Raw genomic sequence first — 14,855 nt, forward strand, 5'->3', positions numbered from 1 at the left:
ACCATCGCGCGCTTCAGCTGACGGTCACGAGGGTGCGCTGCCACCCGCTCGACCCGTTCGGGGCGATGGCCGCCTGCTCCTGGATCTGCAGATTGCCCTGCTTATCCCGCGCGCGCACGACGATGTAGTGCGTGCCCGCGTCGGCGTTCCAGTCGAGCTTCCACTGCACCCACGACTGATCGTTGATCGGGGTCGACAGGGTCGCCTGCTGCCAGTCGCCATCGTCGATACTCACTTCGACGGCCTGCACGCCGACGGGCTGCGCCCACGCCATACCGGCGATGACCACGGTGCCCGCCGGAACCGGATTGCCGATCTTCGGGGTGTCCACGCGCGACGACATCTTGATCGGCGCTTCGGCCGCGTAGCCGCGGGGTGTCCAGTACGCCTCCGCCTGATCGAAACGCGTCACGGTCAGCTTGGTGACCCACTTCGTCGCCGACACGTACCCGTACAGTCCCGGAACGACCATGCGTACCGGGAAGCCGTGCTCGAACGGCAGCGGTTCGCCGTTCATGGCCACCGCGAAGATGGCGTCCAGGTCGTCGTCGACGAGAGAGGCGAGGGGAGTGGATGCCGTGTATCCGTCGACGCTCTCGGAGAGCACCATGTCGGCACCGCTCTGGGGGCCCGCTTTGCGCAGCACGTCGCGGATGGGAACTCCGGTCCAGATCGCGTTTCCGACGAGGTTTCCGCCGACCTCGTTCGACACGCAGGTGAGGGTCACGCCGTACTCGTCGAGCCCCATGCCGACGAGGTCGTCGAAGCTGAGCTCGATCGGCGTGTCGACCATTCCCTCGATCGACAGCCTCCAGGTCGTCGGGTCGACGTTCGGGACGGTGAGCGCGGTGTCCACGCGGTAGAAGTCCGGGTTGGGCGTGATGATCGGCGTCACACCCGGCACGCCGAGGTCGGCACCCGCGGGGACGGTCACGGTGCTGCGCGCCGCGGGGAGACGGAGGGCGTCGCGAGCGGCTGCGACCGACGCCGTCGCGACATTCACGACGCGAGCGCCGACGCCCACGACGATCGCGGTCGCGGCGGCGATCCCCGAGACGATGAAGAATCCGCGACGATCGACCCCGGCAGCGGGAGCGTCCGCGGCCGAGGCATGGGCCACCCAGCGGCGCAGCCGCGCGGTCAGGACGAGCAGGATCGCGACACCGGCGGCGGTGCCGACGACGGGCGGCAGCCATGCCAGAGCGCCGGCGCCGGTGCGGGTCACGATGGCGGCGGTGGCCAGCGCCCCGCCGATCGCGAGGAGGACTGCCCCGACGAAGCGGAACCGGTACTCGAGCACGCCCGCGACCGCGGCGGCGACGGCGGCCCCCAGACCCACTCCGACCAGGAGTGCGATCTTGTCCGATTCGCCGAACAACGTGATCGCCAGCTCCTTCAGCGGGCGCGGCACGATGTCGACGATGAACGAGCCCACGGCGAGGACCGGGCTGGCCGATCGGGCGAAGATCGCCGCCAACAGCTCCGCGCTGCCGAGCAGAACGAGAGCCGACACGATCCCGGTGAGCGGCGCCCAGATCCATGAGCGCGGTCGGCGAGCAGCACCTGCGTCCGTCGTGGTTTCGGTGGCCATGGCATCCCTCGTTCCCGACGGACGCACGCGGCATGCCCGTCACACCGTATTCGGAACCATGCGGAGAACGGATGCCGCGGGCTCAGCGCCGCGGCGCCAGGTTGAACACCGCGACGCCCGACACGATCAGCGCGAGAGCGATCGCGAGGCCCGCGGTGAGCGGTTCGTTCAGCAGCGGGACGGCCACGACCGCGGTGAGGACGGGACTGAGAGCCCCCGCGCTCGAGGCCAGGCTGCTCCCGAGGTGCTTCACGGCGAGCACGTAGCACGCGGTCGAGAGCAGGCCCGTGCCGACGCCCTGGACCAGCGCGTACGTCGCGATCTGCGGGGCCGGGAGCGTCCCGGCGAACAGGTGCGAGGGGAGCACACCGGTCACCGCCAGGGCGAGCGCGACGATCGCGGAGGTGACGCTGATGACGACGATGACGCTCACCAGATCCAGTCGAAGGGATGCCAGTCCCACCGTGTAGAGCGCCCACACGAGGCCCGCGGCCAGGAGCACGACGACCCCGCCGAGATCGGCCGCGCCGCCTCGGAGCATCGCGCTCGCCGCGACACCGAGGACGATGGCGGCGAGAGCGCCGAGACGTCGCCGCGAGACGGGTGTGCGGTGACGGAGGAAGAGCAGGAGCGTGACGAAGAGCGGAACCGTGCCGGGGACGAGGAGACCGGTCAGCCCGGCCGAGGTGAGCTCTGCGCCCCACGCGAAGAGGAGGAAGTGCGGGAGGCCGGCGAGGAGCACGAGACCGAGCGCGCCTGCGCCGGCGCCGCGGAGGGCGCGCAGTGTTCGAGGGATCCACGGGGTGAGAAGGAGCGCGGGCACGGTGAAGCGGAGGATCGCGGCATCCCCGGTCGTGAGGCCTGCTCCCTCGATCGCGCGTGTCGACAGCGCGAACGCCGACCACAGCGCGACGACGCCGGAAAGAGCGGCGACGCCGATGAGCGTGCCGCGCGACAGGGCGAGACGCGGGGACAGGACGAACGAGGTCACCTGGTCAGCGTAGGAATGCGGCGTGCGCAGTCGATTGCGAATATTGCTCTGTGGCGTCGAATATTGGCAGAATCTGCTCCATGCACGCTCTCGACGATATCGACCGCCGTATTCTGCGAGAACTCCAGCGCGATGGCCGACTGTCCAATCAAGACCTCGCCGACCGTGTGGGCCTGTCGCCGTCGCCGTGTCTGCGCCGCGTTCGCCAGCTCGAGCAGGCCGGCATCCTCGAGGGATACCGTGCGGTCGTCTCTCCGAAGGCCGTCGACCTCACGATCACGGCGTTCGTCCGCCTGCGTCTCGCCTCTCACGAGGGGGCGACGGTCGACGCCGTCGAGGAGCGTCTGCGAGCTCTCCCGAACATCGTGGAGGCGCACCTCCTCGCGGGCGACTGGGACTACCTCGTGCGCATCGTGACCCCGAGCTTCGAAGAGTACGAGCGCCTGCTCCGGGAGCACCTGCGGGCCATTCCGTCGCTCGCGTCCATCGACACGACGTTCGCTTTCGGGGTGACCAAGCCGCTGTCGCCGTTGCCTCTCGGATGACGACGCCCGCCGATACGATGGCACGACCCATGGCATCCGGGATCCGCCCCTGCCCGAGAGGAGTCCGCACGTGGATGACCTCACCCGGTGGACGGCGGCGCTGACGACACTCGTCGGACTCGGGTTGACGCTCGGCCTGAACCCCGCGCTCTACGGCGCCACGGCCGACATGCTGGCGCAGAACGTCCGCGTCGTCCCGCGCATGGCGTTCATGATCGCGGGTCTCGCGACCGGAGCCACGATCCTCTACCTCGCGCTGCAGAGCTTCGACCCGACCGAGTTCGTGTCGGCGGCCGAGCGCCAGGCCACCGAGGCGGTGCTGGACCGCCGCGTGGATCTCGCCGCGGGCGCGCTGTTCCTCGCGGGCGCGGTCGCGATGGTCGTCTGGCGTCTCCGGGTTCCGATCCGCGCGCCGCGGGCCAAGCCGGTGAAGAGCCGTGCGCACTCGTGGAGCTACTACGTGCTCGGGGTGAGCTGCTCGATCATCGGCTTCACGACGCTGCCGATCATGTACATGACCGGTCGGATCGCCGACGGGGTGAGCGATCATCCCGCGCTTCGATGGACCGCGTACGCCGTCTTCCTGGTGGCGCTCGCCGCGCCGTTCGTGCTCCTCGCCACAGCGTGGCTGCACTTCCCGACGACCGCGGCCCGCGTCAACGGCTACTACACCCGCGCCATCGATATGGACCACCGATGGCTGTACTCGGCCGTCCTGGGAGTCGCGGGCATCGCTTCCGTCGTGCTGGGCGTGATCCCGGGGCGCTGAGCTCAGCGCTTCGCGCGCTGCTTCCGCATCTTCGCCACGACCCGGCGGCGCACCTTCTGCACCTTCGGGTCGGTCCACACGCGGTAGGCCACCGTTCCCGCGGCGACCGCGCGACCGATCGCCGTTCGTGCGAGCACGGCTCCCGCCAGCCCCACGGCTCCGGTCCCGACCCAGCGTGCAACTCCCATGGCATCCCTCGTTCTCTCGGTGGAGAGACCAGCAGACACGAGGAGGGTCCGGATGCCAGGCGGCTTGCGCCGCGGGAGGGGATGTGCGTGTCACGGGCGAGCCGTCGTCCCATCGGGAATGCGTCTGCCTTTGCGCAGTGCGGTGACGATCAGGGTGATGCCGATGACGGATTGCACTGACCCGATGGCGAGCCAGGATGTGGCAGGAGTCACCGGCGGGAGGAGCGTGCCGGCGATCACGGTGCCGACATGGAATCCGCCGTGCACCCCCACCGCAGCCCAGAGCGAGCCCGTCCACAAGAGCAGGCCGACCGCGAGCAGGGCGAAACCGAACGGTAGTGCGAGGTACAGCACGTGCTCCCACGGTGATTGCTGCCCGCCGTTGGACACGAGATGGATGAGTGTGAACGCGAGAGTGGTGACAGCCACGGCGAGAACCGGGCGCCCCCGCAGTCGCCAGAGCAGCATCCCGCGGAAGAGCAGCTCCTCAGGAATTCCCTGCTGCAGGAAGGCGAGGCCGAGGGCGTACGCGATCAGCAAACAGATCATGACCGGATCCGTTTGCTCATGGAAGAACGTCGAGTCGCTCCGGACGGGATCGTCGGCGGGGATCAGCGCGGTCACTACGACGACCGTGCCGGCGGAGAGCGCGATGCCGAGCAGGAGCCACACGGCCGAAAGCCTGTTCGCGCTCCATCCGGTCGCGCGGAGCGGAGCGCGCTCGACTCCGTTCATCCACCCCCACACACCGAGCACGACGGTGCCGAGGACGAGAGACTGCAGGACGACCGCGAGCCCGAAGCCCCACGGGGACGATCCGCCGAAGATCTCGGACGCTCCGGGCACCAGGACCAGGAGGCCCGTCGCGAGCGCAGGAACGAGGTTGGCGATGATCAGGATGCCGATGGCCACGACGACTCGGACGGTGATGCCGAGCGGTCCCAGCGCCAGTCGCGGAGCACTCGTTCTCGTGCCGGGGGCGGGCGGGACATGGATGACGTTCATGTCGAGGACGCTACGGAGCGTCGGGGCGGCGATCCCGTCCCGGGAGTCACGATCGCGGACGACTCCGGTCACGCTCGAGCGGGCCGAAGTCGTGACCGCAGTCACGTGTGAGGGACGAGAGCGCGTGCTTAGCTGAAGCGTATGTCCGGGACCCCGAACCGTCGCGCGCTGTTGCTCGATCTCGCCGCCGTCATCGGGTGGGCGGGACCGGCTCTCATGGTTCTCGCTTCGCTGGACCGGAGGCCGGGGTGGGCCTCGGTCGTGGTGTCCTCGCTGCTGATCGGCTCCATGGTCGTGTGGGTGCTGTGGCGTCGCTCGGGGCAGCGGTCTCGCGCTGCCGCGATCGCCTTCGCGACCATCGCGACGGTGACGATGGCGTTCGGAAACGGATCGTTGTACTACGGCATCGTCTGGGCGGCATGTCTCGTCCTCGGTGTGACATTCACGGCGGCCGCCGTGGTCTGGGGCTACGCTGCCGCTCTCGTGGGACTCGTCGTCGCCCTCCATCTGTCCGCCGGGAGCGCACCCGAGCTCATGATCGGTGAAGCCGCCGTCGCCGCGGTCTTCGCCGGCGTGGCGGCGGCCGTGGCGGCGATACTGCGCGACAGCTTCCGGGTTGGGGAGGAACTGCGTGCGGCACTCGTACAACTGGATGCCGTCAACGCCGAACTCCGCAGCCGTCTCGACACCGACCGTGACCTCGCACTCGCTCGCGAACGCGAGCGCACGGCGCGGGAACTCCACGACGGCCTGGGGCACCGGCTGACCGCCATTGGGATGTCGCTCGACTATGCGGATCGCGTGGGCGACTCGCCCGCGGCGCGCGAAGAGACGCGTCGTGCGCGACAGCTGGTGGGGGAGTCGCTCGATGCGATGCGTCGGCTCGTCCGTGCCATGCACCCCGTCGAGCTCACCACCCTCCGCAACGCCGAGGCGTTCCGCGCTGTCGCCGAGGCGTTCCGGGGCACGGGGATCGACATCCGGGTGTCCATCGAGGGCGACGACTCCGCGCTGAGTCATGAACACGCGCTCCTGCTGCTGAGTTTCGTTCAGGAAGGGTTGACGAACGTCGTGCGTCACTCCGATGCGGCATCCGTCGATCTGCGAATGGTCGTGGGCGCCGCCGACCTCTCCGCGGTGATCGAGGACGATGGGGCCGGAGCGTCGACCGGCCCGTTGATCGAGGGCTTCGGTCTGCGATCGCTCCGCGCGCGCGCCGAGCGGATCGGTGGGGCATTCACCGCGGAGCGGACTCCCACCGGCTTCCGGGTGGCGCTCGAACTCCGTCCCGCGCTGATTCGCGGGCTCGCGTGAGTTCCGTGCGCGTCTTCATCGTCGATGACCAGGAGCTTCTCCGGCGAGGCCTTCGCATGATCCTCGAGACGGACTCTGCGATCGAGGTGGTCGGTGAGGCCGAGAACGGGCAGCGGGCACTCGCTCTCATACCGGGGCTTGCGCCCGACCTCGTGCTGGCCGATGCCCGCATGCCGGTGCTCGACGGTCTCGGACTCGTCCAGCGGTGCGCGGTGTCTCATCCCGACCTTCCGGTCCTGGTCCTCACGACGTTCGACGACGCGCGTCTCGTGCGTCAGCTGCTGGACGCGGGGGCCGCTGGATTCCTGCTGAAAGATATCTCAGCGGACGCGTTGATCGGCGCCATACGCCATGTCCTGGCGGGTGGGCTCGTGCTGGATCCGCGCGTCGCCCGTGCTGTGCTGTCGTCGACGCCGGTGCAGATGGAGCAACCCGTCCTCACCGAGGCGGAGCGAGCGGTAGCGGACCTCGTCGCCCGGGGGCTCCCCAACGCCGAGATCGCCGCACGCCTTCATCTCGCACACGGGACGGTGAAGAACACCGTCTCCGCTCTGTTGCGCAAGTTCGGCGAGCCCGATCGCACAGCCCTCGCTCTGCGGCTGGCGCGGGAACCGGTGGCCGGGGCCTGAGGGTGGCCTCGGAGCGCAGTATCCGCCCTGCGGACGGACCCGTTCCGTCTCAGTGGCCGACGGCAGCCCCGCTAAGGTGAGCCGGGTGAGTGACGCGGAAGAGGGTCAGGCGGGGTCGGGCGACTTCGTGCAGTCTCTCGCGCGCGGCCTCGAGGTCATCCGCACCTTCGATGCCGAGCACCCGGCGCTGACGCTCAGTGACGTGGCCCGTCGCGCGGATCTCACCCGCGCCGCCGCGCGGCGCTTCTTGCGCACCCTCGAGACGCTCGGATACGTGCGCGCCGACGGCCGATTCTTCTCGCTCACGCCGCGGGTGCTGGAGCTCGGCTTCAGCTACCTCTCGGCGCTGTCTCTTCCTGCTCTCGCCCAGCCCTACCTCGAGCGCCTGTCGCGCGAGGTCGACGAGAGCGTGTCGTCCGCCGTCCTCGACGGCGCCGACATCGTGTATGTCGCGCGCGTCCCCACGCGGCGGATCATGAGCGTCGGGATCACGATCGGCACGCGATTCCCCGCCTACGCGACGAGCATGGGGCGCGTTCTGTTGGCCGCGCAGCCCGAGGGTCGCGCTCGCGAGATCGTCGCGGCATCCCATCCCGAACCGCTCACGTCCCGCACCCGCACCGATGTCGAGGCGATCCTCGAGGAGCTCGCATCCGTGCGCGCGCAGGGGTGGGCGCTCGTCGACGGCGAGCTCGAGGAGGGGCTTCGCTCGCTCGCCGCGCCCATCCGCGACCGCGAGGGGACCGTCGTCGCGGCGCTCAACATCTCCGCCACAGCACGGGGCGACGGCGACGCGTGGCGCGAGCAGTGCCTCCCGGCCCTCCTCGCGGCGGCCGCCGATATCGACGCGGATCTTCGTCTGATCTGACGGGCTCGCGCGTCGCGATCGCGTCGTGAGTGTCCAGAACACCCGGACGTTTTTCCTGAGACCGCCTCCCGGCGGTCCGGGTGTTCTGGACACTCGAGCCCCCGTTTGAACGACCCGGATGCCGTCGCGCCGCCGTTCTGCGCGCCCACTCTTGTCGCCGTCGCGCCGTGGGCGTAGAGTGTTCGCAAGACGTACGCATGTACGCAGAGCGAACAAATGGGAGCCCGCGTGATCGACAAGACCGTCCCCGACGTCGCGGCGGCCGTCGCCGGCATTTCGGACGGAGCCACCGTGATGATCGGCGGCTTCGGACGTGCCGGACAGCCGGTCGAACTGATCGACGCACTCATCGCGCACGGCGCCCGTGACCTCACCGTCGTCAACAACAACGCCGGCAACGGCGACACGGGGCTCGCCGCCTTGTTGGCCGCCGGCCAGGTGCGCAAGATGATCTGCTCGTTCCCCCGGCAGAGCGACTCGTGGGTGTTCGACCGGCTCTACCGCGCAGGCGAGGTCGAGCTCGAGCTCGTTCCCCAGGGGAACCTCGCCGAGCGCATCCGTGCCGCGGGCGCCGGTATCGGCGGGTTCTTCACTCCGACCGGGTTCGGCACGCAGCTCGCCGAGGGCAAAGAGACCCGGCGCATCGACGGGCGCGACTACGTGCTCGAGTACCCGATCCGTGCCGATGTCGCCCTCATCAGCGCCCGCGCCGCCGACCGCTGGGGCAATCTCATCTACCGCGAGACCGCGCGCAACTTCGGACCGATCATGGCTGCAGCCGCTGCGACCACCGTCGTGCAGGTCGACGAGATCGTGCCGCTCGGCTCGCTCGACCCCGAGGCCGTCGTGACTCCGGGCCTCTACGTCGACCGCGTCGTCGCGGTCGGGGAGCGCGCGTGGCTGCGCGACGGGGAGTTCGTCGGCGGCGTCGACATCGAGGGCCGCGTCCTCTCCGAAGAAGGTGCCTGATGGCATCCGTCATCCACTCCGCACCGGCACGTCGTCGAGCTCGCGCGCAGCGCGCGGGGAAGAGAGCAGCACAGTGACCACCCGCATCTCCCGCGCGCAGCTCGCCGCCCGCGTGGCATCCGACATCCCCGAAGGTGCCGTCGTGAACCTCGGCATCGGCGCCCCGACCCTCGTCGCCGACTACCTGCCCGACGGTCTCGAGATCGTGCTGCACACCGAGAACGGCATGCTCGGCATGGGACCCGCTCCCGAGCGCGGGCGCATCGACCCCGACCTGATCAACGCGGGGAAGCAGCCCGTCACCGCCCTCGCGGGGGCGGCGTTCTTCCACCACGCGGACTCGTTCGCAATGATGCGCGGCGGTCACCTCGACGTGTGCGTGCTGGGCGCGTTCCAGGTGTCGGCGGGGGGAGACCTCGCCAACTGGTCGACGGGTGAGCCCGGCGCGATTCCCGCGGTCGGCGGGGCGATGGACCTCGCGATCGGCGCGAAGGACGTCTACGTCATGACCGACCTGCTCACCAAGGGCGGCGAGCCCAAGCTCGTGGAGGCGTGCACGTATCCGCTCACGGGCGTCGGCTGCGTCTCGCGCGTCTACACCGACCACGGCGTCTTCGACGTCACCCGCGACGGCTTCCGCGTGCGCGAGCTGTTCGGCGACAACACGCACGCCGAGATCTCGGCCCTGCTGGGTCTCGACCTCATCGAACAGGAAGCCTGAGCCATGACCGCATCCTTCGTGTACGACGCCGTCCGCACGCCTTTCGCGCGGCACGGCAAAGCGTTCGCCGACGTCCGCCCCGACGACCTCGCCGCGACCGTGATGGCATCCGTCGTCGAGCGCACGGGTATCGACCCGGCCCGCATCGAGGACGTGATCTTCGGCGACGCCAACCAGGCCGGCGAAGACAACCGCAATGTCGCGCGCTTCGGCGCCTTGCTCGCGGGCTTCCCGTCGTCGGTTCCCGGAACGACGATCAACCGCCTGTGCGGATCGTCTCTGGATGCCGTGATCCAAGGCTCACGTGCAATCGAGGCCGGGGATGCCGACGTGATCCTCGCGGGTGGCGTGGAGTCGATGACCCGCGCCCCGTTCGTCGTCGAGAAGAGCCCGCGCCCCTTCCCCGCGGCGAACCAGACGATGTGGAACACCTCGATCGGCTGGCGCATGACGAACCCGCGCCTGCGCAAGGACTGGACCATCTCGAACGGCGAGAGCGCCGAGAAGCTCGCGCAGATTTACGGCATCTCCCGTGAGGAACAGGATGCCTTCGCCGCCCGCAGCCACCGCCTGGCCGCCGCCGCGTGGGCCGCCGGGACCTTCGACGACGAGATCGTGCAGGTCGAGGGCCACGCGCTCGCGCGCGACGAGGGCATCCGCGACGACTCCACCGCCGAGGTGCTCGCGGGTCTCCGCCCGGCGTTCCAGAAGGACGGGACGGTCACGGCCGGCAACTCGTCGCCCATCAACGACGGCGCCTCGGCGGTGCTCCTCGGCTCCGAGGGAGCTCTGGATGCCGAGCCCCTCGCGCGCATCGCCGGTCGCGCCGCGTTCGGTAACGACCCCGATGTCTTCGGCGTCGCCCCCGTCGAGGCCGCGAACCGCGCCCTCGCGCGCGCCGGTCGCTCGTGGAGCGACGTGACCTTCGTCGAGCTGAACGAGGCCTTCGCCTCGCAGACCCTCGCGTGCGCGCAGCTGTGGACCGAGCTCGACCCGGCGAACCTCAACGAGAACGGCGGCGCCATCGCCATCGGTCACCCGCTCGGTGCCTCCGGCGGTCGCATCATCGCCCGCGCGGCACACGAGCTGAAGCGTCGCGGCGGGGGACTGGCTGTGACGGCGATCTGCATCGGCGTGGGTCAGGGCCTTGCGGTGGTTCTGGAGCGCTGAGCGGAAAGCTCCTCGTGATTCTCCGACGTCGAGCGGGCGCGGCCTTCGTAGACTCCGGGCATGGCCTTTCCCTCGTTTCAAGATGACGCGGCCATCCTGATGGCGGCGATCGGTGGCAGTGAGCGGTCGTCGAGGTCGGTCCGCTCGGTCATCGGGACCTGGGACATGATCAACGTCGACGTCCCGTCGCGGGAGATGATCGAGTCCGCGGCCGGTGCGCTCCAGCGCGCGGGTCTCGTGGTCATCGACGAGGAATGGCGCCTCCGTCCCACCGCGGAAGGAGCCCGTCTCCAGCGCACGCCACGCCGCGTCTCGATGCGCGGGCTCCCGAGCGCGATCCGCGAGCTCTTGCCACCCCTGACGCTCGACCCGTCCGTCGTGATGCCGCAAGAGATCTATGACGCGGCCCTCGAGGACTACCTGCATCCGAAGCCGCTGCTTCCGCGGTGGCTGACGGGGTTGTTCCGGTGATGGATGATTCGAATGCCGCGGACGGTTGTGAATCGCGGCGATAGATGTCGTGCTTGTCGCGTCGTTCAGCGTCCGATGAGGAGGGCTTCTTGGGCGGCGTCGACAGCCTCGGGGGTGAGGTGTGTATGCCCGTTGATGTCGAGAATCGGTCTGACTTGGGTTACGAGGCGATCGGCGAGACGGAAGTTCCCGTTCGTGGCGCGCACGATAGCGGCTAGGGCAGCGGCGTGTGCGAGTCCGGCGTCGGCTGGGTCTGGTGCGGGGAGGCGTTGCGTGACGACGGCGGTGAGTTCGTCGCTGCGGAGTGGGCGGTATTCGTGGGCGAAGCCGATGCGGCTGTAGAGCTGGGGGTAGCGGGCGAGGCGTTTCTCGATGCCCGGCATGCCGATGAGGATGACGCCCATGCGGTGACGGTCGTAGAAGTCACGGACCTGTTCGAGGCCGGCGGTCTTGAGCCGGTCGGCTTCGTCGATGATGAGCAGTTCTGTGTTCCCGCTGTGTTGGGATTCGGGGTGGACGTAGGGGTCGACGTGGCCGTGTTGGGCTCCGACGATTACCAGGGCACCGTGGCGGCGTTCTCATCGAGGAATTGACCGTTCGCGGCTGCGGTAGGGGCGGCAGCGAGAGTGACGATCGTCGCGGCACCCTCCTGGGGTGTGAGGGCCGCATTGCCTGCCGTCAGGTCTGTCGCGACGTGACCTGGCGACACAGCCGTAACCGCGAAGCCCTGCGGGCCAAGCTCCCGGGCAAAATGGACGGTGATCGCATTGAGGGCGGTCTTGGCGCTGCCGTAAGCGGTCGACCAGGGGCCGATCCACTCGGCTTTCGAGCCGAGAGAGCCGCGGAAGCTCGAAACGTTCACAATTCGCGGGTAGGGAGACGTCTGCAACAGGGGCAGGAACGTCAGGGCGACGTCGACGACGCCGAACACGTCGGTGCCATACACGGCTCGGTAGTCCTCGAGGTGCGATTGCGAGGGCTTGTCGAGGTAGCCGACGTTGATGCCGGCGTTGTTCACCAGCCCGTCGAGGCGGCCGAGGTGATCTTTGGTCGTGTGGGCGGCGGCTTGGATGGAGTCGTGGTCGGTGACGTCGATTCGTACCGCATGGACGTCACCGGGGATGTTCGCGGCTGCGGTGCGGCCGCGATCGAGGTCCCGGGCGCCGAGGAGCACGGTGTGCCCCTCGGCGGCGAGAGCTTCGACGGCCGCGTGGCCGATGCCCCGGGTCGCGCCGGTGACCAGGACGATGCGTGGGTTCGTCGTCACCATGCGAGCTGCACGTCATCTTCGAACACCGCACCGGTCGGGCCGTCGGCGGGGAGGGTGGCGAGGCGGACCGCGACGGCAGCACCCTCGTCGGGGGTGCGGGTTCCGCGGAAGTTGTTGAACTCGGTAGCGACGTGCCCGGGGGCTGCGCCGTTGATCTTCAACGCCGAGTCGGCGAACTCGCGAGCGTAGTGCACGGTGAGGGCGTTCAGGGCCGTCTTCGAGCTGGAGTAGACCATCGATGGCTGACCGGTCCAAGCACCCTCCTCGCCGATCGAACCGCGCATGCTGGTGACGTTCACGATCCGGGGCGCATCTGCCTTCGTCAGTAGCGGCAGGAATGCGTTGATCATGCGAACGACGCCGAAGACGTTGACCTCGTAGACGTTCTTGATGTCGTCGACGGTCTCCTCGGTGGGCTTGGGCAAGTGGTCCATCGGGTGGAAGGTCAGCGTGTTCACGCCCGCGTTGTTGACCAGCACATCCAAGTGCCCGAACTCGGCGGCGATCTTTGCGACCAGGGCGTCGACCTGCCCCTGATCGGTGACGTCGAGCACGACCGGGCGGACGTCCCCGGTGAGGGTGTCTGCGGCCGCCTGCCCGACCTCAATGCTGCGCGCACCGAGCAGGACGGTAAAGCCCTCAGCTGCGAGCCCGCGGACGATCGCGATGCCGATGCCCTTGTTGCCGCCGGTGACGAGCGCGACCTTGCTTGCCTGATTCTCATCTGTTGTCATGACAACATTATTGTTCGCTTATGTTGTCGCGTCAACAGCGACCCGAAGCAGATCGATTTACAAACGGAAGCCGCCGCTTGCCTCGATCCGTTGGCCAGTGACCCACTCTCCAGCGGGGCCGGCCACGGCCATGACCGCGGACGCGACGTCGTCGGGCGAGGCGACGCGGCCAAGGGCGGTCATGCTGGCCATCGTGGTCTGCACGTCGTCACTGGCACGGATGTATCCACCGGCGAAATCGGTCGGCACGGGGCCCGGTGCGATCGTGTTCACGGTGATGCCCCGCGACCCCAGCTCCTGCGCCCAGTACCTTGTGAGCACCTCCACGGCCCCCTTCATCGAGGCATAGACGGCATTGGGTGCGGTGACGAACCGCGCCAGCCCGGTCGACAGGTTCACGATCCGCCCCCCATCCGCCAAGAGCGACGGCCCGGCAACCGGGGCGACGATGCCTTGCGTGAGCAGGTACACCCCCTTGAAGTGCACTGCGAACAGCTGATCGATGACCGACTCTTCAGTGGACCCCAGCACGGTCGGGCCCGCAAAGCCAGCGTTGTTCACGAGCACGTCCAGGCTGCTGCGATCCCAGCTCGCGCGAAGCGCCTTGCGCAGGTCCAGCACGAAGTCCGAGAACGCCGCGGTATCCGTCGTGTCGAGCTGTAGCGCCACCGCCGTCCCGCCTCGCGCAGCGGCGCTCGCTACGACCTCTTCGGCCTCTTCCGCATGGGATCGGTAAGTCAGCACGACTCCAGCGCCGGCATCGATGGCCGCTTCGACGATCGCCCTCCCGAGGCCGCGATTGCCGCCCGTCACGAGCACGATCTTGTCGGTAAGAACTGTTGATGTCATTCGACGAGCATGCACCCCGCAATGTTGTCACGTCAACATAAGTCAGGTAGGTTGGGAGCAAATGGATGACCTACTGAGTGAGAACGAGCTACGCCTCTGGCATGCCTGGAAGGCAGCGACCGACACAGTGCGAACGCGCGTCGCGGAAGAGATCACGACCGTCACCGGACTCTCCGACCCCGACTACGGGGTGCTCAGCCGGCTCGTCGACCTCGGAGACGGCGAACTACGGCAGAACAAACTCGCCGCGTCCATGGGGTGGCATCGCAGTCGCCTCTCCCACCAGCTCACCCGGATGGAACAACGCGGCCTCGTAACTCGCGCCGACGCCGATGGCGGAGTGCTCGTGACCATCACACCGACCGGCCGAGAACAGATCGACAAGGCGCGGCCCGTCCATGCCCGCGCCGTCCGACGTTCGCTATCCGCACACGTCCCACTGGAAGACTTCGCCCGGGTGTTGATGGTGCTAGAAGCACTGACCGCACCATAGAGACGACTCCACCGCCGAGCCAGGGTGAGAGTGCGCGATCAATGGTCGTCAATACCCAGTGGCGAGTGTCTACTTCTGTCTCATCGCGACTATGGCGCTCGGAGCGGCCTTTGCTCGTGGCGAGCGGAGCGACCGCGTCTTTCGAGTGCTTAAAGTGGCATCGGCTGCCTTCATCTCTCCCGCCGTTGTCTGGCTCTTCGGACATCCGGTGGGGGTGAGGCTCGCGGGGTGATGGTCGGTGTGTAGGGGTCGAGGTCCCCGAGGATCAGAAGCGCTAA

The 14,855-nt window shown here is 68.6% G+C and carries 18 protein-coding genes and 1 pseudogene; 10 read left to right on the forward strand and 9 right to left on the reverse strand.

Features of this window, described 5'->3' with window-relative positions; all coding sequences use genetic code 11:
- Positions 1-13: 13 nt before the first annotated feature.
- Complete coding sequence (locus tag AB0O24_RS16805; RefSeq protein ID WP_363376556.1) at positions 14-1,591, reverse strand: molybdopterin-dependent oxidoreductase; 1,578 nt, start codon at positions 1,589-1,591, stop codon at positions 14-16.
- 82 nt (positions 1,592-1,673) lie between these two features.
- Complete coding sequence (locus tag AB0O24_RS16810) at positions 1,674-2,582, reverse strand: DMT family transporter (RefSeq protein WP_363376558.1); 909 nt, start codon at positions 2,580-2,582, stop codon at positions 1,674-1,676.
- Between the two features lie 80 nt (positions 2,583-2,662).
- Here AB0O24_RS16810 and AB0O24_RS16815 point away from each other — a divergent pair, with 80 nt between their 5' ends.
- Together AB0O24_RS16815 and AB0O24_RS16820 are read left to right on the forward strand one after the other, a co-directional pair.
- Positions 2,663-3,127: an Lrp/AsnC family transcriptional regulator gene (locus AB0O24_RS16815; RefSeq protein WP_307385537.1), complete on the forward strand. Its 465-nt coding sequence runs from the start codon at positions 2,663-2,665 to the stop codon at positions 3,125-3,127.
- Between the two features lie 70 nt (positions 3,128-3,197).
- Positions 3,198-3,896: a hypothetical protein gene (locus AB0O24_RS16820; RefSeq protein WP_363376560.1), complete on the forward strand. Its 699-nt coding sequence runs from the start codon at positions 3,198-3,200 to the stop codon at positions 3,894-3,896.
- Between the two features lie 2 nt (positions 3,897-3,898).
- On the opposite strand, the gene AB0O24_RS16825 is transcribed toward AB0O24_RS16820, so the two are convergent.
- Positions 3,899-4,084, reverse strand: coding sequence for a hypothetical protein (locus tag AB0O24_RS16825; RefSeq protein ID WP_275799444.1), 186 nt, complete (start codon positions 4,082-4,084; stop codon positions 3,899-3,901).
- Between the two features lie 90 nt (positions 4,085-4,174).
- Complete coding sequence (locus tag AB0O24_RS16830) at positions 4,175-5,089, reverse strand: CPBP family intramembrane glutamic endopeptidase (RefSeq protein WP_363376563.1); 915 nt, start codon at positions 5,087-5,089, stop codon at positions 4,175-4,177.
- 141 nt (positions 5,090-5,230) lie between these two features.
- On the opposite strand from AB0O24_RS16830, the gene AB0O24_RS16835 reads away from it, so the two are divergent.
- The 7 genes from AB0O24_RS16835 to AB0O24_RS16865 all read left to right on the forward strand — a co-directional run bounded on the left by AB0O24_RS16835 (position 5,231) and on the right by AB0O24_RS16865 (position 11,231).
- Positions 5,231-6,403 carry a sensor histidine kinase gene (locus AB0O24_RS16835; protein ID WP_363376565.1) on the forward strand — a complete coding sequence of 391 codons (1,173 nt, stop codon included), beginning with the start codon at positions 5,231-5,233 and terminating at the stop codon, positions 6,401-6,403.
- Positions 6,404-6,408: 5 nt separating this feature from the next.
- Positions 6,409-7,032, forward strand: coding sequence for a response regulator transcription factor (locus AB0O24_RS16840; RefSeq protein ID WP_275799441.1), 624 nt, complete (start codon positions 6,409-6,411; stop codon positions 7,030-7,032).
- 85 nt (positions 7,033-7,117) lie between these two features.
- Positions 7,118-7,900, forward strand: coding sequence for an IclR family transcriptional regulator C-terminal domain-containing protein (locus AB0O24_RS16845; protein WP_275799440.1), 783 nt, complete (start codon positions 7,118-7,120; stop codon positions 7,898-7,900).
- A 228-nt stretch (positions 7,901-8,128) separates the two neighbouring features.
- The gene (locus tag AB0O24_RS16850) at positions 8,129-8,869 is read left to right on the forward strand and encodes a 3-oxoacid CoA-transferase subunit A (protein WP_275799439.1); all 741 of its coding nucleotides are present in this window, start codon (positions 8,129-8,131) and stop codon (positions 8,867-8,869) included.
- 73 nt (positions 8,870-8,942) lie between these two features.
- The gene (locus tag AB0O24_RS16855; RefSeq protein WP_275799438.1) at positions 8,943-9,590 is read left to right on the forward strand and encodes a 3-oxoacid CoA-transferase subunit B; all 648 of its coding nucleotides are present in this window, start codon (positions 8,943-8,945) and stop codon (positions 9,588-9,590) included.
- Positions 9,591-9,593: 3 nt separating this feature from the next.
- The gene (locus AB0O24_RS16860) at positions 9,594-10,760 is read left to right on the forward strand and encodes a thiolase family protein (RefSeq protein ID WP_275799437.1); all 1,167 of its coding nucleotides are present in this window, start codon (positions 9,594-9,596) and stop codon (positions 10,758-10,760) included.
- 60 nt (positions 10,761-10,820) lie between these two features.
- Positions 10,821-11,231, forward strand: a complete 411-nt coding sequence (locus tag AB0O24_RS16865; protein WP_275799436.1) for a hypothetical protein — start codon at positions 10,821-10,823, stop codon at positions 11,229-11,231.
- 65 nt (positions 11,232-11,296) lie between these two features.
- Here the strand turns inward: AB0O24_RS16865 and AB0O24_RS16870 are convergent, their stop codons facing one another.
- From AB0O24_RS16870 to AB0O24_RS16890, 5 genes and pseudogenes are all read right to left on the reverse strand, one after another.
- Positions 11,297-11,635: an ATP-binding protein gene (locus AB0O24_RS16870; RefSeq protein WP_275799435.1), complete on the reverse strand. Its 339-nt coding sequence runs from the start codon at positions 11,633-11,635 to the stop codon at positions 11,297-11,299.
- A gap of 15 nt (positions 11,636-11,650) precedes the next feature.
- Positions 11,651-11,791: pseudogene (locus AB0O24_RS16875) on the reverse strand (hypothetical protein); the annotation flags it as partial.
- Complete coding sequence (locus AB0O24_RS16880; RefSeq protein ID WP_275799434.1) at positions 11,785-12,501, reverse strand: SDR family NAD(P)-dependent oxidoreductase; 717 nt, start codon at positions 12,499-12,501, stop codon at positions 11,785-11,787. The pseudogene AB0O24_RS16875 and the gene AB0O24_RS16880, both read right to left, overlap by 7 nt.
- Positions 12,495-13,235, reverse strand: coding sequence for an SDR family NAD(P)-dependent oxidoreductase (locus AB0O24_RS16885; RefSeq protein WP_275799433.1), 741 nt, complete (start codon positions 13,233-13,235; stop codon positions 12,495-12,497). The genes AB0O24_RS16880 and AB0O24_RS16885 overlap by 7 nt, the downstream gene beginning before the upstream one ends.
- Before the next feature lie 57 nt (positions 13,236-13,292).
- Positions 13,293-14,084 carry an SDR family oxidoreductase gene (locus tag AB0O24_RS16890; protein ID WP_275799432.1) on the reverse strand — a complete coding sequence of 264 codons (792 nt, stop codon included), beginning with the start codon at positions 14,082-14,084 and terminating at the stop codon, positions 13,293-13,295.
- Between the two features lie 61 nt (positions 14,085-14,145).
- Between AB0O24_RS16890 and AB0O24_RS16895 the strand changes: the two genes are divergently transcribed.
- Positions 14,146-14,577, forward strand: a complete 432-nt coding sequence (locus AB0O24_RS16895) for a MarR family transcriptional regulator (protein ID WP_275799431.1) — start codon at positions 14,146-14,148, stop codon at positions 14,575-14,577.
- Positions 14,578-14,855: the final 278 nt, after the last annotated feature.

This window comes from Microbacterium sp. NPDC086615 (assembly GCF_040686055.1).
Taxonomy (GTDB): Bacteria; Actinomycetota; Actinomycetes; order Actinomycetales; family Microbacteriaceae; genus Microbacterium.